The sequence below is a fragment of the Arthrobacter sp. NPDC080031 genome, assembly GCF_040702485.1.
Taxonomy (GTDB): domain Bacteria; phylum Actinomycetota; class Actinomycetes; order Actinomycetales; family Micrococcaceae; genus Arthrobacter.
The window spans coordinates 112,378-136,403 of sequence record NZ_JBFBLA010000003.1; the positions used below are offsets into that span (position 1 = coordinate 112,378).

Consider the following 24,026-nt stretch of genomic DNA (forward strand, 5'->3'; position numbering starts at 1 on the left):
GCCGTCGGAGTCTTCTGCGCTGAGGGCCTCTTCAACCTGGGCGCGGTAGCGGACCCGCCGGATCCGGCGGACCATGTCGACGATCAGGAAGGTCGTGAGCACCACGATGAAGGCAGTCAGGACGAAGCCCCAGGTCCCCGGGGTCACCTGGTCTTCCGACAAGCCGGGGCGCAACGACGGGGTCGGGGTAGGCGACGGGGTCGTGGCCAGCGCAATGAGAAAGTGGTGCACGGTTCAAACCTTCTATGGGAGTTTCCAGCCGGTTGGCGACTTCTACGCTTGATAGAAATCGCCGGCGATCCTATCTTAGCCCTGCGAACAGGTCCTTTTCCGGCAGTTCGGTCGGGATGCGGGAGTGGACCAGGGTGTAGTCCTCCCACGGCCAGGCCCTACGCTGCATCTCCGGCGACACTGCGAAGAAGAAGCCGAGCGGATCAATCTGCGTCCGATGCGCCTTGAGTGCGTCGTCACGGGCCTCGAAGTAGTCACCGCAATCCACTTGCGTGGTGGTTAGGTGCGTCGGCCTCGGCGGAGTATGGCCTTCCGCATCGGCTTCAAGCCAGGAGGCCAAGCGTTCGGCATAAGGCGATTGCAGGCCGGCCTCTTCGAGTGCGAAATGCAAGGCACGGAAACGCTCGGGACTGAAGGCGCGGTCGTAGTACAGCTTGATGGGCTCCCAGGCTTCGCCTGTCCCGGGGTAGCGCTCCGGGTCACCGGCAGCGTCGAAAGCTTCGACGGCAACCTTGTGCGCCATGATGTGGTCCGGATGCGGGTAGCCGCCGTTTTCGTCGTAGCTCACCATGACGTGCGGCTTGAAGTCGCGGACCAGGCGGACCAGGGGTGCCGCTGCCCGCTCAAGGGGCTGAAGCGCAAAACAGCCGCTAGGCAGGGGTGGCAACGGATCGCCGTCGGGCAGTCCGGAATCCACGAAACCCAACCACCGCTGTTTGATTCCCAGGACCGAGGCAGCTTGCTTCATTTCCAGGCGGCGCGCCCCTGCCATGTCCCGTTTCGGGTGCGGGGCCGACTCCATGGCAGGGTTCTGGATGTCCCCGCGGGAACCATCGGTGCACGTAGCCACCATGACCTCTACGCCGGAAGCCGCATACATCGCCATGGTTGCCGCGCCCTTGCTTGACTCGTCGTCCGGATGTGCGTGGACGGCGAGCAGCCGGAGCTGCGTGTCGGGGCTGGTGGATGTGCTCATCCGGTACGGTTCCTCTTTCCGGGTAATGCTTTTCTGTGTTTGCTGACGGCTGTGTACTGATCCGGCAATTCCAACGTCTGCGACTCCGCTGTGTGCGGGGAGGCGCCGGAAGCCCACTAAACTGGATGGGTGACTTCGGAAGACCCCTCGGGCACGGCGCTGCCGGCAACTACCAGCCTAGCCAATCGCTACGGCAGCCAAAAGCGCGCCTTCGGAGGGAAAACCAAACGGAACATCGTCATTGCCGCCCTCGTCGTGGCTGTCGGGCTTCTGTTTTGGGTCACCACGTCTTCCTCGCAGTCGTCCGTGTCGTTCAAGGACATCGGCTACAGCGCCACCGACGCCACCGAGCTGTCGGTCGATTTCCAGGTCACCAAGAGCCACGATGCCACCGCAAAATGCGCGGTCAAGGCCATGGACTCCAAGTTCGCGGTGGTCGGCTGGAAAGTCGTCGAGATCGGCCCGAACGCCCCCAAGGCAGGCGCCGACGGCGGCCAGACAACGGCCCAAAGAACCATCCTTCGCACCGAGTCCGAAGCCGTGTCCGCCGTCGTGGACAACTGCTGGATTGTTGGCAGCACCAAATAGCAAAGGTGTGACGCGCGACTCAGTGAGCTTGGGTTTGTCCACAGGATTGACTACACTGGATCAATACCTTAACCCCGCTGAGTTGGTTGCTGAGTTCCACGAGTGGCCTGCACCGGCGGGGTCTTTGCTTGTCAGATCCATAAGGAGAAGTCCGTGTCGACCACCAACAGCGCGCCTGCAGCTTGGCTTACCCAGGACGCATTTGACCGCCTGAAGGCAGAGCTGGACCACCTTTCCGGCCCTGGCCGTGCGGAGATCGTACAGAAGATCGAAGCCGCCCGTCAGGAAGGCGACCTCAAGGAAAACGGTGGATACCACGCCGCCAAGGAAGAGCAGGGCAAGATCGAGGCCCGCATCCGCCAGCTGACCGTGCTCCTGCGCGACGCCCAGGTCGGCGAAGCGCCGGCCGACGACGGAATCGTCGAGCAGGGCATGGTCGTCGTCGCCCGCATCGCCGGCGACGAAGAGACCTTCCTGCTCGGATCCCGCGAAATCGCCGGCGATTCCGATCTCAACGTCTTCAGCGAGAAGTCCCCGCTCGGCGTAGCGATCATGGGGCACAAGGAAGGCGACAAGATCAGCTACATCGCCCCCAACGGCAAGGAAATTCCGGTGGAGATTGTTTCCGCCAAGCCGTTCGCGGGCTGATAGTTCCGCAAAACAACGACGCCGGCCCACCCCTTCGCGGGGAGGGCCGGCGTTTTGCTTTGTTCCCCCCAACTGACTCGCAGTTGTTGTCGTTCTGAGGGCTCAGAACGACAACAACTGCGAGCTAGTTGGGCTGGGTTACGGCGTTAGTTGGGCTGGGCCAGGGCGCGGCGACGCGGGCGCAGCAGCAGTGCGGCCACCACTCCCCCAATGGCCCCGCCAAGGTGCGCCTGCCAGGAAACGAACCCCATCACCAGGGGCAGCAAGCCGAACAAGATGCTGCCGTACGCCAGGAAAAGCACCACGGACAACAGGATTTGCCACCAGCTGCGGTTGAAGAAGCCGCGCACCAGCAGGAACGCGAAGAGCCCGAAAACCAGGCCCGACGCGCCTACTGTCACGCTTCCCCCGCCGATGAGCCAGACGGCAAGGCCTGAGCCCAGCCAGCTAAACGCAAGAGCCGTCAGGAACACCCGGAGACCGGACAGGAACACCAGGAATCCGAAGATGACCAACGGCAGCGCATTGGATAGGAGATGGCCGAAATTGGCGTGGAGCAAGGGGAACGTCAGGATGTCGAACACCCCGTCCACGCTCCGCGGCCGCAGCCCGAACAAGACGTTGAGGCTGTGCGACATCAAGGTGTTGACCAGTTCAATCACAGCCAACAGCGCCACGAAGCCGCCCATGAACAGCAATCCGCCCTTGGCGCGGGCGGCCAGTGATTCCTTGGCCGGAATCTGCCCGTCCCCGTTGCGGTAAAGCGCCATGGTCAGCGGCCCGTCAGTGCACCACGATCGGGTGGAAGCCTTCGGCCCGAAGGGCCGCCAGGACCTGCTCACTGTGCTCGTGGCCTTTGGTTTCCAGGTTGACGGTGATGGAGACGTCGCCCATGCTGATCGCGCCGCCCACGCGGGTGTGGTCCAGTCCGGTCACATTGGCATCGTTTTCGGCAATGATGCGGGCGATGGTGGCCAGGGAACCGGGCCGGTCGTCCAGCATCATGCGCACGGTCATGTAACGTCCGGCCGCGGAGAGGCCGCGCTGGATGACCTTGAGCATCAGCATGGGGTCGATGTTGCCGCCTGACAGGATAACGGCAGTGGTTCCGGGATTTTCGATCTTGCCGTCCATGAGGGCAGCGACGCCGACAGCACCGGCCGGCTCGACCACCATCTTGGCCCGCTCGAGCAGGAAGATGAGCGCCCGGGCCAAGGAGTCTTCGCTCACGGTCACGACGTCGTCCACGAGTTCGCGGATGATGCTGAAAGGCAGCTGGCCGGGGCGACCGACGGCGATGCCGTCCGCCATCGTGGAAACCTTCTTGAGCGGCACCAAGGCATCAGCGGCGAGCGACGGCGGGTAGGCGGCCGCATTCTCGGCCTGCACTCCGATGATCCGGATCTCGCGTCCGAGCTCCCTGGCCCTCGCTTTGATCGCGACGGCGACTCCAGCCAGCAGGCCACCGCCACCGACGCCCATCAGGACAGTGTCGACATTGGGGACTTGATCCAGGATTTCGAGCCCGACGGTGCCCTGCCCTGCGACGACGTCGACGTTGTCGAAGGGGTGGACGAAGACGGCACCTGTTTCGTTCGCGTAGCGCTGCGCCTCGGCCAGTGCCTCATCGACGTTGTGTCCGTGCAGGACAACTTCGGCTCCGTGGCTGCGGGTCGCGGCAAGCTTCGGAAGCGCTACACCGAGCGGCATGTAGATGCGTGCCTTGATTCCCAGGCTTTTCGCCGCCACAGCAACGCCTTGCGCGTGGTTGCCTGCCGAAGCCGCGACCACACCGCGCTTCTTTTCCTCAGGAGACAGCCGCGCCATCCGGACGTAGGCACCACGGACCTTGAAGGAACCTGCCCGCTGGAGGTTCTCGCATTTGAAGAAGACCTCTCCGCCTACCATGGCTCCCAGTGCCCGCGAGGACTCGATGGGGGTCTTGGTAATAATGCCCTCGAGCAGCTCCCGCGCCTTAAGGACATCGTCCAGGGTGACGGGCAGGGTATCGAGGGTATTCACGGGTTATTCTCCTTTGTTGGTGTGCTCTGCGGCATCCTTGGGGAATGTCCGTTCCGCAGCCGCGTGCTGACCTGCGGCGCCTTCGCCGCTGTTGGACCGTGCGCCCGCGTTGGCGCCGGGACGGTGGATTTCCTTGATGGTGGGTTCCTCATCGGAGTCCGGTGGTGCAATCCCTGCGCCGGCGTACGCCGTCATCAGTCCTTGATCATGTTCCCACGTCCGCGCGGCAATATAGCGAACCGCCGTATTTGCTACGGCGAGGAGCGGGACGGCAAAGAGCGCTCCCGGGATTCCGGCGAGATAGGAACCGGCCGCAACGGACAAGATCACGGCGACAGGGTGCAGCGATACGGCTTTGCCCATGATGAGCGGCTGGAGGATATGGCTTTCGAGCTGCTGCACGAAGAGCACGATGGCCAGCATGACGAGCGCGTTGACGGGACCGTTGGCCACCAAAGCCAGCAGCACGGCGATGGCCCCCGTCACGAGGGCGCCGACCACCGGGATAAATGAACCGATGAACACCAGGACACCCAGCGGCAGGGCGAGGGGAACCTGGATAATCGCAGCGCCGACGCCGATCCCCACAGCGTCGACGAACGCCACGAACATCTGGATGCGCACGTAGCTGACCATGGACGACCATCCGCGCCGGCCGGCGCCGTATGCGGCTGCCCGTGCGGTCCTGGGCAGGAGCCCGACGATGAACCGCCAGATCCTGGAACCTTCCAGAAGGAAGAAGATCAGGATGAAGAGGGCCAGCAACATGCCAGCGGCAAAGTGCCCTGCAGTACTGCCGAAGGACAGGGCGCCGCTGAGGATGCTGCTGCTGTTGTTCTGCAGGGCCGAAGTGGCGCTCTGGATGTAGGTGTCGATCTGGTCCGCGGTCAGGTGCAGCGGCCCGTCAGCGAGCCACGCCTGGATTTGCTGGATGCCCGTGAGCGCTTCCTGCCACAGCTCACCAAATCCCACAGCGAGCTGCCGCCCCACCAACGCCAGGGCCCCCGCAATGACCCCGAGGAAACCCACCACCGTGATGGCAACGGCCGCTCCATTGGGCACCCTGAGCTTCCTGAGCCACACCGTGACCGGATAGAGCAAGCCGGCAAGCAGGGAGGCGACCATGAGCGGGATGATCAGGAAGCTGACCTTCCCCAACAGCCAAATAAAGGCTCCAACTACCACCAATATGAGGCCCACCCGCCAGGCCCAGGCGGCAGCGATCCGCACACCGTAAGGGATGTCCTGTGCAATGCGACGCTCAGGCACCGGCCTTGGCCCGGTCGAAACGGGATCACTTGACGGTGTGGCGTCCTGTGCTGGCGTCATTCACCCATAATTCCGCAGGGAGTGCCGGATGGGAAACCCATCTACAGCGCGCCCACAATTCCCCACCTCATGGTGAAGGTTCCGCCTGGTTCAAGCCACCGGAGGCCCTCCCCCGAGTTGAAGGCGTTCGCCGGGCCGGTCATGGGCTCGATCGCAACGGCTTTCGAGCGGCCCGGAAAAGTATCCGTGACGAAGACATGGACGTAGGCGCAGTTTTCGTCCTGCTCTAAGGAAACGCTCCGGCCGTCCGGCGCCGACAGCGTTTGGCGCGCGATGCCGCCGTCGAACGCCAGATCGGTGAACGCCACATCGATATCCAGGCCTCCCACGCTCCGGCCGCCGCCGAGGTCAAAATCGCCGTCGACAGGCACCGAACCACGCGGGATCATCCGCTCGTCAGCCACGAGCCGCGTGCCGGCGTGGATGGTCAGGACCGTCTCTTCCGGCGGAACGTCCCCCACGCGCAAATACGGGTGCGCCCCGAGCACGAAGGGCGCGGGGGCCGCCGAATCGTTGATGAAACTCTGGGAAACCCGCAACGCGAGCGCCTCGTCGATCTCGTAACGTACCTGGTGCCGGGCCAGGAAGGGATATCCGTGCTGCGGGAAGATCACGCCTTCGAGGGTCACGGAGAATTGGTATTCGGCCACGAGGGCGTAGGACGAGTTGCGCAGGAGCCCGTGGCTCGCGTTGTTGCGGGACACTTCCGTGATGTCCAGTTGCTGCTTCTTGCCGTCGAGGTACCAGATCCCGTCCTCGATCCGGTTGGCCCAGGGGGCCAAGGTAATTCCGGTGGCGCCGGGCGGAAGTTGCCCGTCGCCGTAGCTCTCGGTGAGCTGGACGCCGCCGCGGCTGAACAACCGCAAGCCTGCTGCAAGCTCGGTGACGACGGCGAGTGCGTCACCGCGGCGGATCTCGAACTGGCGTCCGCTGGCAAAGCGGCGGGATACGGTCTCTTCGCCCGGCGCGGAAAGCGGTGTGGTGGAAGGCATGGCACCACCGTACTGCATCCCGCGTGTTGCTTGACTTCCCAGCACAATGTTCACTTTTGTTAGTTCTTTTGCCTTTTTGAGCACTCTGTGGCACCATGAATCCATGACTCGCCTTACCAGCACGCGCCTCGCCGATGGCCGGGAGCTGATCTATTTCGACGACGCCGGCTCACCGGAGCGCGACCCCGGCTCGCTGACGGATCACCGTGAGCTGCCGCCGCGCGCTGATCCGGGCGAGCTGCGCTACGACGCGCTGAGCGGTGAATGGGTCGCCGTCGCGGCACACCGCCAGAGCCGCACCCACCTGCCCCCCGCGGACCAATGTCCGATCTGCCCCACTACGCCGGCAAACCCTTCGGAAATTCCCGCGCCGGACTACGACGTCGTGGTTTTCGAGAACCGCTTCCCGTCGCTGGGACCGGCGGTCGGGACGATTCCGGGCAGCCCTGCCTGGGGAACGGCAGGCCCCGCCTACGGCCGCTGCGAAGTTGTTTCGTTCACCCCCAGCCACACCGGATCTTTTGCCGAACTTGGCGAAACCAGGGCGCGCACGGTCATTGAGGCCTGGGCGCACAGGACCGAGGCGCTTAGCGCGCTCCCCGGAATCCAGCAGGTGTTTCCGTTCGAAAACCGCGGTGCGGACATCGGGGTAACGCTCCACCACCCGCACGGACAGATCTATGCCTACCCCTACGTCACGCCGCGGGCGGCAAGCCTTGGCGCCGCCGCCAGCCGGCACTTCGAGAACTCCAAGGGCCGGGAATCGCTGACGTCCTCGATCCTCCAGGCCGAACGGCACGACGGGAGCCGCATGGTGCTCGAAGGCGAGCACTTCAGTGCCTATGTGCCGTTCGCCGCCCGCTGGCCGCTGGAGGTACACCTCGTCCCGCATCGCCAGGTTCCAGACCTCGCAGCCTTGAGCGGCGAGGAACGGGACGAACTGGCCCACGTCTACCTCGAGTTGCTCAAGCGCATGGACGCCCTGTATCCAACTCCCACGCCGTACATTTCCGCGTGGCACCAGGCACCCCTCGACGCTTCATTAAGGTCCTCCGGCCACCTGCACCTGCAACTGACCTCCCCGCGCCGTGCCGCCGACAAGCTCAAGTACCTTGCCGGTTCCGAGGCGGCCATGGGAGCCTTCATCAACGACACAACGCCCGAATCCGTGGCGGAACGGCTCCGCGCCGTCGCCAGCGATTCGCAGCGCGCCATTCCCGAAGGGGCACCAGCATGACCTCCACTCCCGACGCCCCCGCCCTGAGCGACCTGTCCGGGCTTTTCGAATCGACGTTCGGTTCAGCCCCCGACGGCGTATGGCAGGCACCGGGACGCGTGAACCTGATCGGCGAGCACACCGATTACAACGAAGGTTTCGTGTTGCCTTTCGCAATCGACAAGACGGCGAAGGTCGCAGTCCGGATCCGCCGTGATTCACGCGTCCGGCTGCTGTCCACATTCGGCGGGCAGGGCCTGGTCGAAGCCGACGTCGACATGCTGGTTCCGGAAGCGGCCAGGGGCTGGACGAAGTATCCGCTCGGTGTGGCCTGGGCCTTGCAACAGCGCGGCATCCTTGTCCCTGGCTTCGATCTCCTTATGGATTCGGATGTCCCCCTGGGCGCGGGCCTGTCCTCCTCGCACGCCATCGAATGCGCGGTCATCTCGGCGCTCAACGAGCTGACTGGTGCGGGGCTGGCCGCCGAAGACATGGTCCTGGCAACGCAGAAGGCCGAAAACGACTTCGTGGGCGCCCCCACCGGAATCATGGACCAATCGGCGTCGCTTCGCGGGTCAAAGGGCCATGCGGTCTTCCTGGACTGCCGCGACCAGAGCGTACAACTGGTCCCCTTCGACGCCGAGGAAGCCGGTCTCGTGCTGCTGGTCATCGACACCAAGGTTTCCCATTCGCATGCGGACGGCGGCTACGCCTCGCGTCGGGCTTCTTGCGAATTGGGCGCCCAGGTACTGGGGGTCCCGGCCCTCCGCGACGTCGGCATCGGCGATCTGGAGGAAGCCAGCGGCCTCCTGGACAGCACGACTTTCCGACGGGTGCGGCACATCGTCACGGAGAACGACCGCGTGTTGCAGACCGTGGAACGACTCACCACGGACGGACCCGCCCATATCGGCAAGCTCCTGGATGCGAGCCATGCGTCCATGCGGGACGACTTCGAGATCTCGTGCGCGGAACTGGACCTCGCGGTGGAAACCTCCCGTGCCCACGGCGCCATCGGAGCCCGGATGACAGGAGGCGGTTTCGGCGGCTCGGCTATCGCCCTCACCCCGGTGGGCCACGAGCGGGAGGTGCGCGACGCCGTCGTACGCGCCTTCGGGGCGGCCGGTTTCACGACGCCGGACATCTTCACGGTGACCCCGGCCGCCGGGGCCAAACGCCTCGCCTGACTGGAGTGCACTCGCAGCCTTCGGCGAGCGGGCCCCGGCGTAAGCTGGGGGCATGACTGAGGCCGTCATCGTTTCCACCGCAAGAAGCCCCATTGGACGGGCCTTCAAAGGGTCCCTCAAGGACGAACGTCCCGATGACCTCGCGGCGGCGATGGTGACTGCTGCGCTGGAAAAGATTCCGGCATTCGACCCGGGAGCAAGCGACGGCCGCGGCCTCGATGACCTCTACCTTGGCTGCGCCGAGCCCAGCGGCGAAGCCGGTTCGAACATGGCCCGGGTGGTGACCGTCCTGGCAGGTCTGGACACTGTCCCCGCGGCCACGATCAACCGCTTCTGCGCCTCGAGCCTGCAGACCCTGCGGATGGCCTTCCACGCCATCCGCTCCGGGGAAGGCCATGTCTTCGTGTCGGCGGGGGTCGAGTCGGTGTCCCGCTACCAGAACTGGGTCGGCGCAGGGGAAACGGACACCAGCCTGCACAACCCCCTGTTTGAAGCAGCGCGTGCCCGCACGGCGGCCCGGGCGGCGTCCAACACCCCGTGGACGGATCCCCGCATGGGCGGACGGATGCCGGACATTTACATCGCGATGGGACAGACCGCCGAAAACGTCGCCACGAGCCACGGAATCAGCCGCGAGGAGCAGGACATGTGGGCGGTCCAGAGCCAGAACCGCGCCGAGGCGGCGATTGCCTCCGGTTTCTACGCCCGGGAGATCACGCCGTACACGCGCCAAGACGGCACAGTGGTGGAGCGCGACGATTCACCCCGCGCCGGCGTCACCCTGGAAGCGGTCAGCGCCTTGGAGCCGGTCTTCCGGAAGGAAGGGACCGTGACCGCGGGGAATGCCTGCCCGCTCAACGACGGCGCCGCCGCCGTCGTGGTCATGAGCGATGTCCGGGCGCGGGAGCTTGGCATCGAACCGCTGGCACGCATCGTCTCCACAGGCGTCAGCGCGCTTTCCCCGGAGCTCATGGGCATGGGACCCGTGGAATCCTCCCGCCGGGCCCTGGCCCTGGCGGGGTTGAGCATGGCAGACATTGACCTCGTGGAGCTCAATGAAGCCTTCGCCGTCCAGGTAGTGGCGAGCGCCCGCGAACTAGGCATCGATCCCGGGAAGCTCAACGTTCACGGCGGCGCCATCGCCCTTGGCCACCCCTTTGGCATGACAGGCGCCCGGATGACCACCACCTTGCTCAATGGCCTTCGCGAGCGGGACGGCCACTTGGGCCTGGCCACCCTGTGCGTCGGTGGCGGACAAGGCATGGCCGTGGTCTTCGAGCGGCTGTCCTAAGCCGCTCGAGGGCCACCCCGCGTTAGTTAGTCGTCGCCGCGCAGGATCGCCAGCAGGCGGATGATCTCCACGTAAAGCCACACGAGCGTGACGGTCAGGCCGAAAGCGGCCGTCCACGAGTATTTCTCCGGAGCGCCCTGACGGACACCCTGCTCGATGCTCGTGAAGTCCATGACCAGGGAGAACGCGGCCAGGCCGATAGCCAGGATGCCGATGAAAACGCCCAACGGGATGCCGAAGATGTGCACGCTGCTGCTCAGGCCGAACGGCGACTGGACGGCGCCGGTCCACACCAGGACCATGTTGATGACGGCGAAGACGAGGTAGCCGAGGGTGGCGATCATGAAGAAGCGGATCGCCTTGGGGGTGGCGCGTACCTTGCCGCTCTTGAAGAGAGCCAACGTCACGCCGAACACGGCAAGGGTACCGATGACTGCCTGCAGGCCGACTCCCGGGAACATGCCATCCAGGAGGCGGGTCAGGCCTCCGAGGAACAAGCCCTCAAGGCCGGCGTAAGTCAGGATCAGTGCCGGGGACGGCTGCTTCTTGAAGGAGTTGACCATGCCCAGGGCGAAGCCGCCCAACGCACCGACAATCATGAGGAGGCTTGCCGTGCCGGGAGCCACGAACAATGTGACGGCTGCGCCAAGCAACAGCACCGCAAGGCACGCCGCAGTCTTGACGATGACGTCGTCGAAAGTCATACGGCCGGTTTCGGCCGGACCGGCTGCGGGCTGGTTGTACATCTGCTGCAGCTGATCGCTCGTCATCGGCGGCTGTGCCGCCCAGGCGGGCTGGCCGTACTGGCTCTGGCCGTACTGGCTCTGGCCGTATTGGTTCGGGCCGTGGGAGTAGCTGGGAACAGGCGGAGCCTGTGTGGCTCCACGGAAATTCTTTCCGTTGAAGATCGGGTTGCCGCCGAGTGCCATGGTGGGTGTCCTTCTTGCTGTGGGTGCGAAGTGATAGTTCACGCTACCAATTCCCACGCTTGGTCCGCACCGAAAGTTCCACCGCCGCTGATGCCGGCACCCTGTTGTTGCGAGGGTGCCGGCACATGCGGCTATCCGACGCCGAGGTAGGCTTCCTTGACCGCCGGGTTGGCGAGCAGCTCCTTGCCGGTGCCCCGGTGCGTAATTGACCCGGTTTCCAGGACAAAGGCACGGTGTGCACGGGCGAGGGCCTGGTTCGCGTTTTGCTCCACCAGAAGCACCGTAGTGCCTTGGTTATTGATCTCGGTGACGATCTTGAAGATCTGGCGGATGAACTGCGGAGCAAGCCCCATGGAAGGTTCATCCAGAAGCAACAGCTTGGGGTTGGACATCAGCGCCCGGCCAATCGCGAGCATCTGTTGTTCACCACCGCTCATGGTGCCGCCGTACTGCTTGATGCGCTCCTTCAACCGTGGAAACAGGTCGAAGACACGCTCCAGATCGTCTGCCACCTTGGTCCGGTCCTTGCGGCCGTAGGAACCCATGTCCAGGTTCTCCTCCACCGTCATGCCGGGGAAGATTCCGCGTCCCTCAGGCGCCTGCGAAATGCCTTGGACGACGCGGATGTGCGCCTTCATCCTGGTGATGTCTTTGCCGGCGAAGGTGATGGAGCCGGCCGATGGAGTCAGCAATCCGGAGATGGTCCTCATGGTGGTGGTTTTTCCGGCACCGTTGGCGCCGATGAGCGAGACGATTTCGCCTTCTTCCACGCTGAATGACATGTCCGAAATGGCTTGGATCCGGCCGTAGTGGACGGATACGTTCTTCAGCTCAAGCAAGGTCATCTTCAGGCTCCCCGAGGTAGGCGGAAATAACTTTCGGGTCATCGCGGATAATTTTGGGCAACGCATCCGCGATCTTCTTCCCGAACTCCAGGACCACGATCCGGTCGGTCACGCCCATGACCAACTTCATGTCGTGCTCAATGAGCAGGACCGTGTAGCCGTCGTCACGGATGGTCCGGATCAGGGCCATGAGTTCTTCCTTTTCCGCCGGATTGAACCCGGCCGCAGGCTCATCCAGGCATAGGACCTTAGGGTCCGTGGCCAATGCCCGCGCGATTTCCAGGCGACGCTGGTAGCCATAAGGAAGGTGCCGCGACAAGAAATGCGCATGATCGGCGATGCCCACGAACTCAAGCAATGCCATGCCGCGTTCAATCGCGGTTTTCTCTTCCCTGACATGGGTGGGCAGACGCAGGAGTGCCCCGCCGACACTCGTGCGGTGGCGCGCATCGAGACCAACAACCACGTTTTCCAAAGCTGTCATCTCGCCAAAAAGGCGGATGTTCTGGAAGGTCCGGGCCAAACCTCGCCTGGTGATCCGGTGCTGCGGCAGTCCGTTGAGCAACTGGCCTTCGAGCAGGACCTTTCCCGACGTTGGTTTGTACACGCCTGTCATGGCATTGAAACACGTGGTTTTGCCGGCGCCGTTAGGACCGATCAGGCCGAGGATTTCGCCTCGGTTGATATCGAAGGTGACATTGTCCAAGGCTGTCAGGCCCCCGAACTTTATCGTCAGGTTTTGGACCTGGACCAAGGCTTCGCCCACCTTGGTGACAATTTCCCTTTCAGGCGCTACCTTCTCGGCGACTTCAAGGTCCACACCTTGTTCCTTGAGTGCGTCCACATCAATATCCGGCTCAATTGCTTCGCTCATTGCCAGCCCCCTTTCCCGGTTCCAAAACGACTTTGCCCGAAGCAGGGATGTCGCCTAGGGCGCCCTTGAGCTTGTTGTAAGCCAAGCGTCCGTAGGCGAGGAGGCTCTGGCGTGCCGGCAGGAGACCGCCGGGGCGGAAAATCATGATGACCACCAGCGCCGCACCAAAGATCAAATACTTGAACTCCGCAATTGCGGTAAAGCGGAGGGGTATATATGCCACCAACGCACCGCCAAGAAGCGCACCAACTTTGTTTCCCGTGCCGCCCATGACAACAGCGGCGACGAACAGGATTGAGGTGGCGATGTCAAATTTCTGGTTGTTCACAAAACCCACCTGGCCGGCGAACAACGCACCTGAGAGTCCGCCAACGGAAGCACCAATCGCGAAGGCCCACACCTTGTACTTGAAGGTGGGGACGCCCATGATTTCCGCGGCGTCTTCGTCTTCACGGATGGCAATCCACGCGCGTCCCACGCGGCTGCGCTCCAGGTTTCCGGCGGCCAGGAGCACCACAATGATGATGGTCAGCGTCAACCAATACCACGGAGTTCCGCTTGAGTTCAGGAAGATCGGTTGGCCGTTTGAATCCGTTCCAGGAGGGTGGCCAACATTCTGGAAGCCAACCTGGCCTTTCATCGCCGGAATGATGGTGGCCAGGATGCGCACGATCTCGCCGAAGCCGAGCGTCACGATAGCCAGGTAGTCGCCGCGGAGGCGAAGGGTAGGCACACCCAGGACCACGCCAAAGAACATGGCGACCGCCATCGCCACCGGAAGTGTCCACAAGTAGGGAATGTGCACATACGGCGAATCCGGGCTGGTAAGCATTGCTGCCGTGTAGGAGCCCAGGGCAAAGAATGCCACGTAGCCCAAGTCAAGGAGTCCCGCATAGCCCACCACGACGTTCAAGCCCACAGCCACCAGGGCATAGACGGACATTTGCGCGAGCGCAATTTGCCAATTGTTGCCCGGTTCCGTCGTGATCAGCGGCGGGTTAAGGATGGGAAGCAAGTACGCAATGACAACGACGACGATCAGGATCAGCCATTGGGTTTGGCGCGGGAGCGCATTCCATTTGTCGCTGAGCCCGGGGAACCAGCCTTTGCGGCGCCGCATCCTGGCTTCACGGTCGGCGATCTCCTGAGCTGAAGCATCATCGGGAATTAGCGTGGGGCCGTCTGTTGTGCTCATGCCTTACTCTTTCCTAGCGAGCTACCCAAGACACCTTCGGGTCGCACAATCAATACCAACACCAGGACCACGAACGCGACAACGTCCGTCCATTGGGAACTGCCCAGGAGCACCTGGCCGTAGTTGCCGATCAAACCGATCAGCAGGCCGCCCAGCAACGCGCCGCGCACGTTGCCGATGCCTCCGAGGACGGCGGCAGCGAAGGCTTTGACGCCAAGGATGAATCCGCCGTTGTATTGCACGCCGGACGGGATCTTCATGACGTAGAACAAAGCTGCCGCCCCGGCCAAGATACCGCCGATGATAAAGGTGGTCACGATGATCTTTTCCTTGTTGACACCCATCAAAGTTGCGGTATCCGGGTCCTGCGCCACGGCGCGGATGCCTCGACCGGTCCGGGACCTCCGAATGAACTGGTCTGTGGCGATCATGAGGATAATCGCAGCGATCACAATAACCACCTGCTGCGAATCGATGATGGTCCCGAAGACGTCAAAAATCGCGAGCGGCCGGAACATCGTCAGCGCTGCCTCCGGACTCGGTCCGCGCCACCAGTAGATGGTGTACTGAATAGCGAAGGACACACCGATGGCGGTAATCAAGAATGCCAGGCGAGGCGCTTTGCGCTGGCGCAAAGGCTTATAAGCCACCCGTTCCACAATCACTGCCATCAAGGCGGAGGCGATAATGGCGACCACGAGGGCGAGGACAAGGTTTCCCACGATGGCCCAAAAAGCCAGCCTCGGAGCAGAAGGACCGAAATTCAGGGCACTGAGGGTAAAGAACACCCCGTAACAGCCCGTGATGAAGACTTCGGAGTGGGCAAAGTTGATGAGGTTGAGAACGCCGTAGACGAGGGTATAGCCGAGGGCAACCAACGCGTAAATTGCCCCGAAGGTCAACCCGTCAAAGGTTGAACTCCAGAAGTTTTGGGTAAAGGAGTTTACGTCGAAGGTGATCCACGTGTCGTCCACGGGTACCGAGTGGAGCAGGTTGGGAATTACTTCACTGATCATGGCACTTCCTGATGTAATCAAAAGAAATGCTGGGGGTCGGCATGGATGCTAACCCCCAGCATTCATCTGGGCCCGGTGTTATTTTCCGATGACGCCGATGGGAACGATCTTGCCGTTCTCAACTTTGTAGCCGTAAACATCAGGCGTTGCCAGTTCGCCGGTTGAGTCCCACTTGTAGTGCTTCGACAGGCCGGCTGCGTCATAGGACTTGACCCAGGAAAGCAGGTCCGCGCGGGACTGCTTGCCCTTGTCGATACCTGAGAGCAGGACCGTGACTGCGTCGTAACCTTCGATGGAGTAGGTTCCGGGCTCAGCGTTGGCGAGCTTCTTGTACTCGGACTCGAAGCTCGGGATCAGCTCGCCGGGGATGCACGGGCAGGTGAAGTATGAATTGGACGATGCGTCGCCCGCCTGCTTGATGAACTGGTCATCCTTCACGCCATCCGGACCCACGAAGGAGCCGGTGAATCCCTTTCCAACCAGCTGCTGGTCGAAGGGAGCACCTTCTGCGTAGTAGCCGGCGTAGTAGACGGTGTCTGCCTTGGCGTTCATGATCTTGGAGATCACGGCCGAGAAGTCCTTCTGGCCGGTGACGACCTTGTCGGACCCGATCATTGCGGAGCCAAGAGCCTGGGACGTCGTGGTTCCCAGACCGATGCCGTAGTCAGAGTCGTCCTGGACCAGGTAGACCTTCTTTGCCTGCAGTTTGTCCGTGAGGAACTTTGCTGCAGCCGGACCCTGGACGGCGTCGTTGCCGAGGGCACGGAAGAAAGTGGTCCAGCCGTTCTTCGTCAGGCTCGGGTTGGTTGCGGAGGGCGTGATGTGCACCAAGCCCTTCTGTTCGAAGATGTTGCCCGTTGCCTTGGACTCTCCGGAGAACGGCAAGCCCACCACTCCGATGATGTCCGGCTCGGAAACAATTTGCGTCACCGGGCCTGTGGCCTTGTTCGGATCGCCTTCAGTATCGAATTTCTTGAACTGGACCTGGCAGCCGGGGTTCGCGGTGTTGTGCTGGTTAATAGCCAGCTGGATGCCGTTGAAGATGTTGATGCCCAGCTGGGCGTTGGGTCCTGTCTCGGCACCGGCATAGGCAATGGTGGTGGTAGACGGGCAATTTGCTTTGCCATCGCCTGCAGGCAAAACAGCTCCGGCAGGAACGTCGACTTTGGAAATCGCAGGGATATTGATCCTGCCGCCGCCGCCAGAGGTCTCCGTGCCGCTAGGGGCAGACTGATTCGCACAGCCCGCAACTAGCATGCCAAGGGTGGCTGCTGCTGCAATCGCCGAAATGACTTTCTTCCTGTACATAAATAGCCTCCGCGGTGCGTCTGATTCGTGGTCATTCGCCCGAAGTCACTTTCACTTCGAACATGTTCCATGAGAGTACTACCAAATATGTGTCCTGGAACACATATATGCAGGTCAGGATCTAATAACGGTGGATCACCACCCTGCTCGGAGAGCCCTTCGCATGAACGCGGGGTTAAATTCCTTTCACGGCACCAGCCGGCGCAACAAGGGAGGCGGCGCGGTCCGCATCTCGCGTGCACCTTCGTAGAGAGTTTGAGAGCCCTGGCCCCGCCCTGAAGACCGTGGTTTCTCGCTGGTCGCGGGGTCTCCACGATGAGTCCGACGGGCGGAGCATGGGATCTCCTCGAATAGTTAGGCCGTCAGCCCAGTGGGGTGATCGGGGTGACCGTGAACGGCTCTGCGAGCAGGTCCACCGAACCGCGTACGAATTCTTTGACGTGGGCCTGCTCGTTGTGGCTGTCGAGGTCGGCGCGGCTGTCCCAGCCCTCGATGAGGACGAATCGTCCATCGACCTCAAAGACGCTGTATTCGATGCAGCCTTGGTCCTTGCGGCTCGTATGCTGGAGCTCTTGGAGAGTCGTGCGCAGCTCAGCTCCGCGGCCTGATTTAGGGGTAAAGACCGGCATCAACCAGGCTTCTTGCGCCTCCGGTCCTGCTGGATTGCGGTCTGCTGGGGGTGAGGGGTTCATCTTTCCTCCTGTTGGCGGGAGAGGTGAGGGCGGCGTAACCGCTGCCCCCACCCCCTGGGTTGTGCGCCCTAGTCAGCGAGCTCCGCCACGCGGGCTACGTCGACCCAGGCTTCCTTCTCTGCCGATGCGAGGATCGCGTCGTCGATGAGGGCGGTCTGGTAGCCGTCGGCGAAGTTCGGACTCACGCTGGTGCCCTCGGCGATGGCCTTGAAGAAGTCGTGAGCCTCGATGATCTTCGTCTCTCCGTAGCCGACGCCAAGCGCGGGGATCGGCCACAGGCCATCTCCATACGGGTGGGCAGGCCCCGTGTAGACGGTCCGGAAGCCTCGGCGGTCGTCGCCGTCGTTCGCGAAGCAGACCTGGAGTTCGTCCCTGCGTTCGTAGTTGAACACGATGCTGCCTTCGGTGCCGTGGATCTCGAAGGTGATGAAGTTGTTCCGCCCCCAGCCGTTGCGGGTGGCCTCGATGGAGCCGACGGCCCCGTTGGCGAAGCGCACCATGGTCATGACCTCGTCGTCGACGTCGACCTCGCCGCGTGGGCCGTCGCCGCCGCGGACGTTGCCGAGCGCGTCGGCACCTCCGGACTGCAGGGGCCGGTCGGGGATCCAGGTCGAGAGGATCGAGTTCACGGAGGCGAACTCGCCGACGAGGTAGCGGGCCATGTCGATGACGTGGGTTGCGATGTCGCCCAGCGCACCGGAGCCGGCGATGGACTTCTGGAAGCGCCACGACAGAGGGGAATTGGGGTCGGCGCTCCAGTCCTGGAGGTAGGTGCCGCGGAAGTTGAGGATGCGGCCGATCGCGCCTTCCTCGATGTACTTCTTGGCCAGGGCGACGGCGGGCGTGCGGCGGTAGTTGAACGCGACCATGTGCACGATGCCGGCGTCCTTGACCGCGTCGTACATCGCCTTGGACTCCTCGCCGGTGCGGGCGAGCGGCTTCTCGCAGATGATGTGCTTGCCGGCCTGGGCTGCGGCGATCGCGATCTCCGCGTGGAGGTGGTTCGGCGTCGCGATGTCGACGACGTCGATGCTCGGGTCATCGATGATCCGGCGCCAGTCGGAGGTCGAGTTCTCGAAGCCGAAGCGGCGTGCCGCCTCGGCGGCGAGCTGGTCATTGGCCTCCGCGATCGTGTGTCGGATGGGCATGGCCGGGGCGGGCCAGAAGAACATGGGCATCGCGGAGTAGGCGAGAGAGTGGGCCTTGCCCATGAAGCCGCCTCCGATGAGGCCGACGTTGAGGTTCTTCATGATGATGGGTTCCTTTCGATGGGGCGTCAGGAGTGAAGGAGAGCGTCCAGATACTTCTTGCTGATCCCGGCGGCAGCGCGCGGGTCCCCGTCGTACTCGTCGAGCTCGACCATGAGCCAGCTGTCATACCCGCTCTCGCGGACGGCCTGGATGATGTCCGGGAAGTCGAGCTCGCCCTGCCCGAGGGGCAGGAAGGTGAAGGGATCCTGGCGGAAGTCCTTCAGGTGGACGTGGCGGAGTCGCTCGGGGTATTTGCGGATCAGGGCCGCGGGGTCGGCGCCGCCCGCGGCGAGGTGCGCGGTGTCGGGGCAGAAACCGATCCTGGTGAGGCCCATGAGCCGTTCGAGCTCCTCGGGGCCCTCGACGATGGTGGTGAGGTGTGGGTGGTAGCTGGCCGAGAGGCCGAAGCCCTCCGCGATGTCGGCTACGCGGTCGAGGGCGTCCCCGAGGCGCCGGTAGTCCTCGTCGGTCGTGCCCGCCGCGCGTCGCGCCCCGCCGCCGACGACGAGGCGTGCGGCGCCGAATGTGGCCGCCAGTTCCGCCGAACGCTGGATGCGGTGCAGCTCGTCGGGGAGGCTGTCAGCGTAGATGAAGTTCGCCCCGGTGTAGACGCTCACGAGCGAGACGCCCGCCTCCTCGAGGAGGCCGCGCAGCTCCCCGGGCCGGTCGGCGTACTCGGCGAGGTTGCCGTCGAACATCTCCACGCCCTCGTAGCCCACGGCGGCGATGTCCTTCACTGCCCGGTCCATGGACCCGTGGGTCATGTAGAAGAGATCTTTGACGCTCGTCACCCCGACCGGGTGGCCGACCACGCCGCCCCAGGTGATGGTGCAATATCCGAGTTTCATTGGCTGCGGCCCTTTCAGATGTTGGTGGAAGTCTTGTCGCGCGCGGGAATGCTGACCCATCCGCCGCCCCGCGCTGAGCTGATGAGCGCGTGCGTGAGCTGGGCTGCGCGGCGTGGGTCGAATTGGGGCTGCAGACGTGGACGACGTCGACGTCGTCGCGCTCGATCAGCGGCTCCTCCGCTTTGAGTATTCGCGTTCCGTGAACGTTCACGGTCTGTCTATCGTGAACGTTCGCGATTCGCTGTGTCAAGAGTCCCGCTCCGACTTTCTGTCGGCGAATTCCGGTTCAGGGGCTGGTCTGGCGAAGGCGCGCCGGGATGGCGCTCGCCCTCACCACGAGAGTGGGGACATTCGGGGTCCTGTCGACCTCGCGCCCCTCGACAGCCCCGAGGAGCACCTCGATGCTGGCCTGGGCGAGCTCCTGGAAGTCCTGGCGCACGGTTGTCAGTGGCGGGAGGAAATAGTCCGAGCCTTCGACGTCGTCGAAGCCGACAATGCTCACGTCCTCTGGGACGCGCACACCGTTCTCGGCGAATGCGCGGATGAGGCCCAGCGCCGTGTGGTCGCTCACAGCGAAGATCGCCTGCGGGACCCTTCCCTCCGATACGAGACGCAGTCCCGTCTCGTAGGCGAACTTCGGGCTCCAGTCGCCCTCAACGCACAGCCCGGGCTCCAGCCCGGCATCCCGGATCGCCGCCTCCCAGCCCCGCTTGCGGACACGGCCGTCGAACCACTCCATCGACCCTGCTATGTGGGCAATGTCCGTGTGGCCGAGGTCGATGAGGTGCTGAGTCGCCATCCGGGCGCCCAGTTCCTGGTTCTCCGAGTAGGTGAAGACGTTCGGCGTCGAGGAGGCCCCGGCCGCGATCATCTCGACCGGCACCCGGACATCCGCGTTCCAAACTGCGGCAGCCATGGCAAGGCGCGGCGCGATGACGATAATGCCGTCGACACCGACATCGTCGAGAGTGTCGAGCGCCTTGGGCACACTCTCCTCGTAAGGCTCGACGACGGTCACGACCGTCGTCGCGTAGCCGTTCTGCCGCGCCAGACTCTCTAGGGCCATGAGCGTCCCGACCGGCCCGAAACGCGGAGAGCCGTCCGTCAGGATCCCGATGACCGTCGACCGGCTGGTGACAAGGGCGGTGGCCGTCCGATTGCGACGGTAGCCGACCTCCTGAATCACACGCAGCACCCGATCGCGGGTCACCGCGCTCACATCCGGGGCATTGTTGATGACGCGAGAGACGGTCTGATACGAGACCCCGGCGAGCCGCGCCACATCGTTGATGCTCGGCTTGCGCCGTCGCGGGGAAGCCGTCGGACGCCACGATTCCTGTGCCAACCGCCCTCCTCTCCGAAGACCTCCCACTAAGGGAAACCTGGCCAAGCCTACAGCCAGAGCCTAGCCGCGCACCATCAGGCTACAGGGCAACACCGAGTCTCGGCGGTGAAGGCCGCGGTGCTCGGACGCTCGAAGTGAGTCTTGACACAACGCACCGCGCGCCTTCACGATGAATATACTCGTGAACGTTCACGGTCCTCAAGCAAAGGGAACCAGCCAATGAAACTCGAATACTGCGTCGCCACGCGGCTCCCGGTTGGAGCGGCGCAGGCGACAGCAGCGGTCAAGTTGCTGGAGGAGCCAGAGGAGACGGGCGTATGAACCCGGAAGGCGGAGTTAAGTCCCCTCCCCCGGAATTGACGCCGGAAGTCCCGTATGGCATGACCCGGGAGCAGGACCATTCCTAAGCTCGCCAGCACCTTCGATACCAATCAGGCTACGGCTCGCGCCTCATCGCCTGGGGACTGGGCCGGCCGGCTCAGAGGAGTCATGACCGATGCTTCTCGACTTCGGCTCTGGACGCGGCCCCTTCCGTCCAGCCACGGTGGGAACGACGGACGTGGAAGACCTGACAACGAGGTGGCCCTCTACGACCGCGTGGGTGACGACGTCCAAGCCGCGGATGATTGCCCCCAGCTGATCGATTGCAACGCGTCCGAGATCTGCAGAGCAGGTATCGAAGGTTGTGAGCGGAGGCAAGTGCAATGCGCTTTCCTCGACGTTGTCCGTGCCGACCAGGGAGATGTCCTCGCCGACGGTGAGCCCCTGCTCCCGGATAGCCGACGCGGCCCCGATCGCGCTCTTGTCGCTGACCGCATAGATTGCCGTGGGCGGTTCGGGAAGATCGAGGAGAGCCTTGGCCTGCTCGTAGCCCTTGCGGGCCGCATGCGCGGGCTGCGGAATCATCAGCTTCGGGTCCGGAGCGATTCCTGCTTCCGCCAGCGCCACCACATATCCCCGATGGCGCTCATGGAGCGACTCATATCGCTCCGATCCGGGAATGATCGCGATCCTCCTGTGGCCCAGCTCGATGAGGTGACGAGTTGACTCAAGGCCTGCCCGGAAGTTGTCCGAGCTCACCGAGGAAATGGCGCGCTCGACGCGGTTCTCGATCAGGACGGTGGGCAGCTTCGCCTCTGCCATCTGATCGATAGCCTCGGCATCGATGTCCCCTCCGTTTGCTATCAGGAGCCCATCGAGTGGACGGGAGGCGATGTCGGAGAGCTCAGCGACCGGGTCAGAGCCGGAGCGGTAGAGGCCGAGGACAACCTGGGCGCCGATCTCACGAGCACCCCTGTAGACGCCCTGAAGCAAGGTGTCTATGAAGCCGTCCGCCTTGGCCTGCGGCGACAGCTCTTCCATGACCAGGCCATAGAGGGGTTTGCGGGCTTTGGATGTGTGGTCATAGCCGATCGCCCCCGCAGCACGCAGGACAGCTTCACGCCGTTCGGGAGACACCCCAGGCTTGCCGTTGAGCGCGAGCGGCACTGCCGAAAGGGGCACTCCGGCTGCGGCTGCAACATCACGCATGGTCGCACGACGGTAAGACGTTCCCTCGGTCATCCAACATTCTCCGATCTCGACACAACAAGGACCTTCACCATGAACAGTAGCTGAACAAATCGGAACATTCGAGCTTCCCGCTGCCGCCGGTCATCGACTGCTGCAAGGCGCGAGCCTCAGGCGGGCCGAGGCAGCGGTCGTCTATGCCGTCGGTTCCGGAGCCAGCATGAACATCCTAGTCGATCGCCATGAACAATGAAAAGAACAAATCCAGATACAAACTAAGAACAAGTTCTTGACACCATGAGAACAGAGCATTAGGTTCGGATGTGCCGCCACACACATTCCATACATCGAGAAGGCGACAACGAAGTCACCCAGGAGGAGAACCCCATGAAGAGACGGCTCGCAACAGCTGTAGTCGCCGTCGTCGGAGCTGTAACTGCCCTAACCGGCTGCAGCTCCGGAGGCGGAGCATCGGCAAGCGCAAAGTCCAACTGCAGCAACACCATCGTCCAGAAGAACGCCCCTGTGGTCTCGGTCTGGGCGTGGTACCCGAACATGAAGAACGTCGTCGACAACTTCAACAACCAGCACACGGATGTCCAGGTGTGCTGGTCCAGCGTCGGGGAAGGCGTCGAGGAGTACAACAAGGTTCAGACGGCCGTCTCGGCCGGGAAGGGGCTCCCGGACGTGGTCATGCTGGAAGCCGACCACCTTCCCACCTTCGAAATCCAGAATGCGCTCGTCGATCTGAGCAAGTACGGCGCCAACGACGTGAGGTCGAACTTCAGCGCAGGCGCGTGGCGTGACGTGTCCCAGGGAGATTCCGTGTACGCGATCCCCGTAGACGGCGGCCCGATGGGGCTGATCTATCGTTCGGACATCTTCCAGAAGTACGGGCTCACTCCCCCGAAGACATGGGATGAGTTCGCCGCGAACGCCAAGAAGGTCAAAGACGCCGGGGGACCGATGTTCGGCGACCTTGGCGCCAACTCGCCCGCCCAGGTCATGGCTCTGATGATCCAGAAGGGGGCGGTGCCATTCCGGTACAACCTGGCCGACAAGAACACCATCACCATCAAGGTCAACGATGACGCGTCCAAGCAGGTTCTGAACTACTGGGCGGGCCTGGTGAAGGACGGCCTCGTAGGCACGACAGACCAGTTCACGACGGATTACGTCCAGGGGCTCATCGCCGGCAAGTACGCCACCTTCCCCTCGGCCGCGTGGACGCCCGGCTACATGACCGGTGCCGGCATCGGGAAGAGCGGATCCGGCTCGTGGGCTGTCGCTCCGATGCCCCAGTGGGATCCCTCCAACCCGGTCTCCGTCAACTGGGGCGGCTCGACGTTCGCAGTCACGAACCAGGCCAGCGACAAGGCGCAGGCAGCGAAGGTCGCCGAGCAGCTCTACGCAGATCCTGCGTCGCTGAAGGACGGCTGGTCGAACCAGGTCATATTCCCCCTGAACAAGCAGGCTCTGGACTCACCGGATTTCGCCAACAACAAGACCCAGTTCTTCAACGGAGAGACCTCGAATAAGGACATATACATCCCAGCGGAGAACGCCTACAAGGGCATGGACTATGCACCCTTCCAGACGTACTTCTACGCCCAGTTCCAGGACGTTCTCACGAAGATGAACCACCAGCAGCTGACAGGCGACCAGGCTGCCGACCAGCTTCAGCAGACTCTTGTGAAGTACGCCCAGGGCCAAGGCTTCACGGTCAAGGAGTAAG

The 24,026-nt window shown here is 63.3% G+C and carries 22 protein-coding genes and 1 pseudogene; 6 read left to right on the forward strand and 17 right to left on the reverse strand.

Features of this window, described 5'->3' with window-relative positions:
- Positions 1 to 24: 24 nt before the first annotated feature.
- Positions 25 to 231, reverse strand: a pseudogene (locus AB0323_RS03560) (hypothetical protein); the annotation flags it as partial.
- Between the two features lie 70 nt (positions 232 to 301).
- A complete protein-coding gene (gene mca, locus AB0323_RS03565; protein ID WP_366176142.1) occupies positions 302 to 1,207 on the reverse strand; it encodes a mycothiol conjugate amidase Mca in 906 nt (301 codons plus the stop codon).
- A gap of 129 nt (positions 1,208 to 1,336) precedes the next feature.
- On the opposite strand from mca, the gene AB0323_RS03570 reads away from it, so the two are divergent.
- Positions 1,337 to 1,795, forward strand: a complete 459-nt coding sequence (locus AB0323_RS03570; protein WP_366176143.1) for a DUF4307 domain-containing protein — start codon at positions 1,337 to 1,339, stop codon at positions 1,793 to 1,795.
- Positions 1,796 to 1,948: 153 nt separating this feature from the next.
- On the forward strand, positions 1,949 to 2,443 hold the full coding sequence (gene greA, locus AB0323_RS03575) for a transcription elongation factor GreA (RefSeq protein ID WP_364532547.1): 495 nt from the start codon (positions 1,949 to 1,951) through the stop codon (positions 2,441 to 2,443).
- Positions 2,444 to 2,589: 146 nt separating this feature from the next.
- Here greA and AB0323_RS03580 read toward each other — a convergent pair whose 3' ends face one another.
- Genes AB0323_RS03580 through AB0323_RS03595 form a run of 4 tightly spaced genes read right to left on the reverse strand, consistent with a single transcriptional unit; the run spans position 2,590 to position 6,786 of the window.
- Entirely contained in the window at positions 2,590 to 3,213 is a 624-nt protein-coding gene (locus tag AB0323_RS03580) for a rhomboid family intramembrane serine protease (protein ID WP_366176144.1), read from the reverse strand.
- A 13-nt stretch (positions 3,214 to 3,226) separates the two neighbouring features.
- The gene (ilvA, locus tag AB0323_RS03585) at positions 3,227 to 4,465 is read right to left on the reverse strand and encodes a threonine ammonia-lyase (RefSeq protein WP_284752474.1); all 1,239 of its coding nucleotides are present in this window, start codon (positions 4,463 to 4,465) and stop codon (positions 3,227 to 3,229) included.
- Between the two features lie 3 nt (positions 4,466 to 4,468).
- Complete coding sequence (locus tag AB0323_RS03590; RefSeq protein ID WP_366176145.1) at positions 4,469 to 5,794, reverse strand: AI-2E family transporter; 1,326 nt, start codon at positions 5,792 to 5,794, stop codon at positions 4,469 to 4,471.
- Between the two features lie 41 nt (positions 5,795 to 5,835).
- A complete protein-coding gene (locus AB0323_RS03595; RefSeq protein ID WP_366176146.1) occupies positions 5,836 to 6,786 on the reverse strand; it encodes an aldose 1-epimerase family protein in 951 nt (316 codons plus the stop codon).
- Between the two features lie 103 nt (positions 6,787 to 6,889).
- Here AB0323_RS03595 and galT point away from each other — a divergent pair, with 103 nt between their 5' ends.
- From galT to AB0323_RS03610, 3 genes are read left to right on the forward strand one after another with little or no spacing between them, the layout of a single operon-like run.
- Positions 6,890 to 8,023, forward strand: a complete 1,134-nt coding sequence (gene galT / locus AB0323_RS03600; protein WP_366176147.1) for a galactose-1-phosphate uridylyltransferase — start codon at positions 6,890 to 6,892, stop codon at positions 8,021 to 8,023.
- A complete protein-coding gene (galK, locus tag AB0323_RS03605) occupies positions 8,020 to 9,189 on the forward strand; it encodes a galactokinase (protein WP_366176148.1) in 1,170 nt (389 codons plus the stop codon). The genes galT and galK overlap by 4 nt, the downstream gene beginning before the upstream one ends.
- 52 nt (positions 9,190 to 9,241) lie before the next feature.
- The gene (locus tag AB0323_RS03610) at positions 9,242 to 10,480 is read left to right on the forward strand and encodes an acetyl-CoA C-acetyltransferase (RefSeq protein WP_366176149.1); all 1,239 of its coding nucleotides are present in this window, start codon (positions 9,242 to 9,244) and stop codon (positions 10,478 to 10,480) included.
- A gap of 26 nt (positions 10,481 to 10,506) precedes the next feature.
- On the opposite strand, the gene AB0323_RS03615 is transcribed toward AB0323_RS03610, so the two are convergent.
- The 11 genes from AB0323_RS03615 to AB0323_RS03665 all read right to left on the reverse strand — a co-directional run bounded on the left by AB0323_RS03615 (position 10,507) and on the right by AB0323_RS03665 (position 22,312).
- Entirely contained in the window at positions 10,507 to 11,409 is a 903-nt protein-coding gene (locus AB0323_RS03615; protein WP_366176150.1) for a Bax inhibitor-1/YccA family protein, read from the reverse strand.
- Positions 11,410 to 11,540: 131 nt separating this feature from the next.
- Positions 11,541 to 12,248 (reverse strand): ABC transporter ATP-binding protein, encoded by a 708-nt coding sequence (locus AB0323_RS03620; RefSeq protein WP_366176251.1) that lies wholly within the window; start codon positions 12,246 to 12,248, stop codon positions 11,541 to 11,543.
- Positions 12,241 to 13,128, reverse strand: a complete 888-nt coding sequence (locus AB0323_RS03625) for an ABC transporter ATP-binding protein (protein ID WP_364532568.1) — start codon at positions 13,126 to 13,128, stop codon at positions 12,241 to 12,243. Before AB0323_RS03625 ends, AB0323_RS03620 begins: the two co-directional genes overlap by 8 nt.
- Positions 13,112 to 14,323, reverse strand: a complete 1,212-nt coding sequence (locus tag AB0323_RS03630; protein ID WP_366176151.1) for a branched-chain amino acid ABC transporter permease — start codon at positions 14,321 to 14,323, stop codon at positions 13,112 to 13,114. The genes AB0323_RS03625 and AB0323_RS03630 overlap by 17 nt, the downstream gene beginning before the upstream one ends.
- Positions 14,320 to 15,339, reverse strand: coding sequence for a branched-chain amino acid ABC transporter permease (locus AB0323_RS03635; RefSeq protein WP_364532574.1), 1,020 nt, complete (start codon positions 15,337 to 15,339; stop codon positions 14,320 to 14,322). Before AB0323_RS03635 ends, AB0323_RS03630 begins: the two co-directional genes overlap by 4 nt.
- Positions 15,340 to 15,417: 78 nt before the next feature.
- Positions 15,418 to 16,647: a branched-chain amino acid ABC transporter substrate-binding protein gene (locus AB0323_RS03640; RefSeq protein ID WP_366176152.1), complete on the reverse strand. Its 1,230-nt coding sequence runs from the start codon at positions 16,645 to 16,647 to the stop codon at positions 15,418 to 15,420.
- Between the two features lie 362 nt (positions 16,648 to 17,009).
- Complete coding sequence (locus AB0323_RS03645) at positions 17,010 to 17,339, reverse strand: putative quinol monooxygenase (protein WP_364532580.1); 330 nt, start codon at positions 17,337 to 17,339, stop codon at positions 17,010 to 17,012.
- Positions 17,340 to 17,407: 68 nt separating this feature from the next.
- On the reverse strand, positions 17,408 to 18,589 hold the full coding sequence (locus AB0323_RS03650; protein WP_366176153.1) for a Gfo/Idh/MocA family oxidoreductase: 1,182 nt from the start codon (positions 18,587 to 18,589) through the stop codon (positions 17,408 to 17,410).
- A gap of 26 nt (positions 18,590 to 18,615) precedes the next feature.
- Positions 18,616 to 19,437 carry a sugar phosphate isomerase/epimerase gene (locus AB0323_RS03655; RefSeq protein WP_366176154.1) on the reverse strand — a complete coding sequence of 274 codons (822 nt, stop codon included), beginning with the start codon at positions 19,435 to 19,437 and terminating at the stop codon, positions 18,616 to 18,618.
- Between the two features lie 286 nt (positions 19,438 to 19,723).
- The gene (locus tag AB0323_RS03660; protein WP_366176155.1) at positions 19,724 to 20,782 is read right to left on the reverse strand and encodes a LacI family DNA-binding transcriptional regulator; all 1,059 of its coding nucleotides are present in this window, start codon (positions 20,780 to 20,782) and stop codon (positions 19,724 to 19,726) included.
- Between the two features lie 450 nt (positions 20,783 to 21,232).
- Positions 21,233 to 22,312 (reverse strand): LacI family DNA-binding transcriptional regulator, encoded by a 1,080-nt coding sequence (locus AB0323_RS03665; protein ID WP_366176156.1) that lies wholly within the window; start codon positions 22,310 to 22,312, stop codon positions 21,233 to 21,235.
- Positions 22,313 to 22,678: 366 nt separating this feature from the next.
- Here AB0323_RS03665 and AB0323_RS03670 point away from each other — a divergent pair, with 366 nt between their 5' ends.
- Positions 22,679 to 24,025, forward strand: coding sequence for an extracellular solute-binding protein (locus AB0323_RS03670; RefSeq protein ID WP_366176157.1), 1,347 nt, complete (start codon positions 22,679 to 22,681; stop codon positions 24,023 to 24,025).
- Position 24,026: the final 1 nt, after the last annotated feature.

Bases quoted from the DNA above. Each gene is read 5' to 3' on its own strand.
- mca (WP_366176142.1), bottom strand. From the start codon at position 1,207: ATGAGCACATCCACCAGCCCCGACACGCAGCTCCGGCTGCTCGCCGTC.
- AB0323_RS03580 (WP_366176144.1), bottom strand. From the start codon at position 3,213: ATGGCGCTTTACCGCAACGGGGACGGGCAGATTCCGGCCAAGGAATCA.
- AB0323_RS03590 (WP_366176145.1), bottom strand. From the start codon at position 5,794: ATGACGCCAGCACAGGACGCCACACCGTCAAGTGATCCCGTTTCGACC.
- AB0323_RS03595 (WP_366176146.1), bottom strand. From the start codon at position 6,786: ATGCCTTCCACCACACCGCTTTCCGCGCCGGGCGAAGAGACCGTATCC.
- galT (WP_366176147.1), top strand. From the start codon at position 6,890: ATGACTCGCCTTACCAGCACGCGCCTCGCCGATGGCCGGGAGCTGATC.
- galK (WP_366176148.1), top strand. From the start codon at position 8,020: ATGACCTCCACTCCCGACGCCCCCGCCCTGAGCGACCTGTCCGGGCTT.
- AB0323_RS03610 (WP_366176149.1), top strand. From the start codon at position 9,242: ATGACTGAGGCCGTCATCGTTTCCACCGCAAGAAGCCCCATTGGACGG.
- AB0323_RS03615 (WP_366176150.1), bottom strand. From the start codon at position 11,409: ATGGCACTCGGCGGCAACCCGATCTTCAACGGAAAGAATTTCCGTGGA.
- AB0323_RS03625 (WP_364532568.1), bottom strand. From the start codon at position 13,128: ATGAGCGAAGCAATTGAGCCGGATATTGATGTGGACGCACTCAAGGAA.
- AB0323_RS03630 (WP_366176151.1), bottom strand. From the start codon at position 14,323: ATGAGCACAACAGACGGCCCCACGCTAATTCCCGATGATGCTTCAGCT.
- AB0323_RS03635 (WP_364532574.1), bottom strand. From the start codon at position 15,339: ATGATCAGTGAAGTAATTCCCAACCTGCTCCACTCGGTACCCGTGGAC.
- AB0323_RS03640 (WP_366176152.1), bottom strand. From the start codon at position 16,647: ATGTACAGGAAGAAAGTCATTTCGGCGATTGCAGCAGCAGCCACCCTT.
- AB0323_RS03645 (WP_364532580.1), bottom strand. From the start codon at position 17,339: ATGAACCCCTCACCCCCAGCAGACCGCAATCCAGCAGGACCGGAGGCG.
- AB0323_RS03650 (WP_366176153.1), bottom strand. From the start codon at position 18,589: ATGAAGAACCTCAACGTCGGCCTCATCGGAGGCGGCTTCATGGGCAAG.
- AB0323_RS03655 (WP_366176154.1), bottom strand. From the start codon at position 19,437: ATGAAACTCGGATATTGCACCATCACCTGGGGCGGCGTGGTCGGCCAC.
- AB0323_RS03665 (WP_366176156.1), bottom strand. From the start codon at position 22,312: ATGCGTGATGTTGCAGCCGCAGCCGGAGTGCCCCTTTCGGCAGTGCCG.
- AB0323_RS03670 (WP_366176157.1), top strand. From the start codon at position 22,679: ATGAAGAGACGGCTCGCAACAGCTGTAGTCGCCGTCGTCGGAGCTGTA.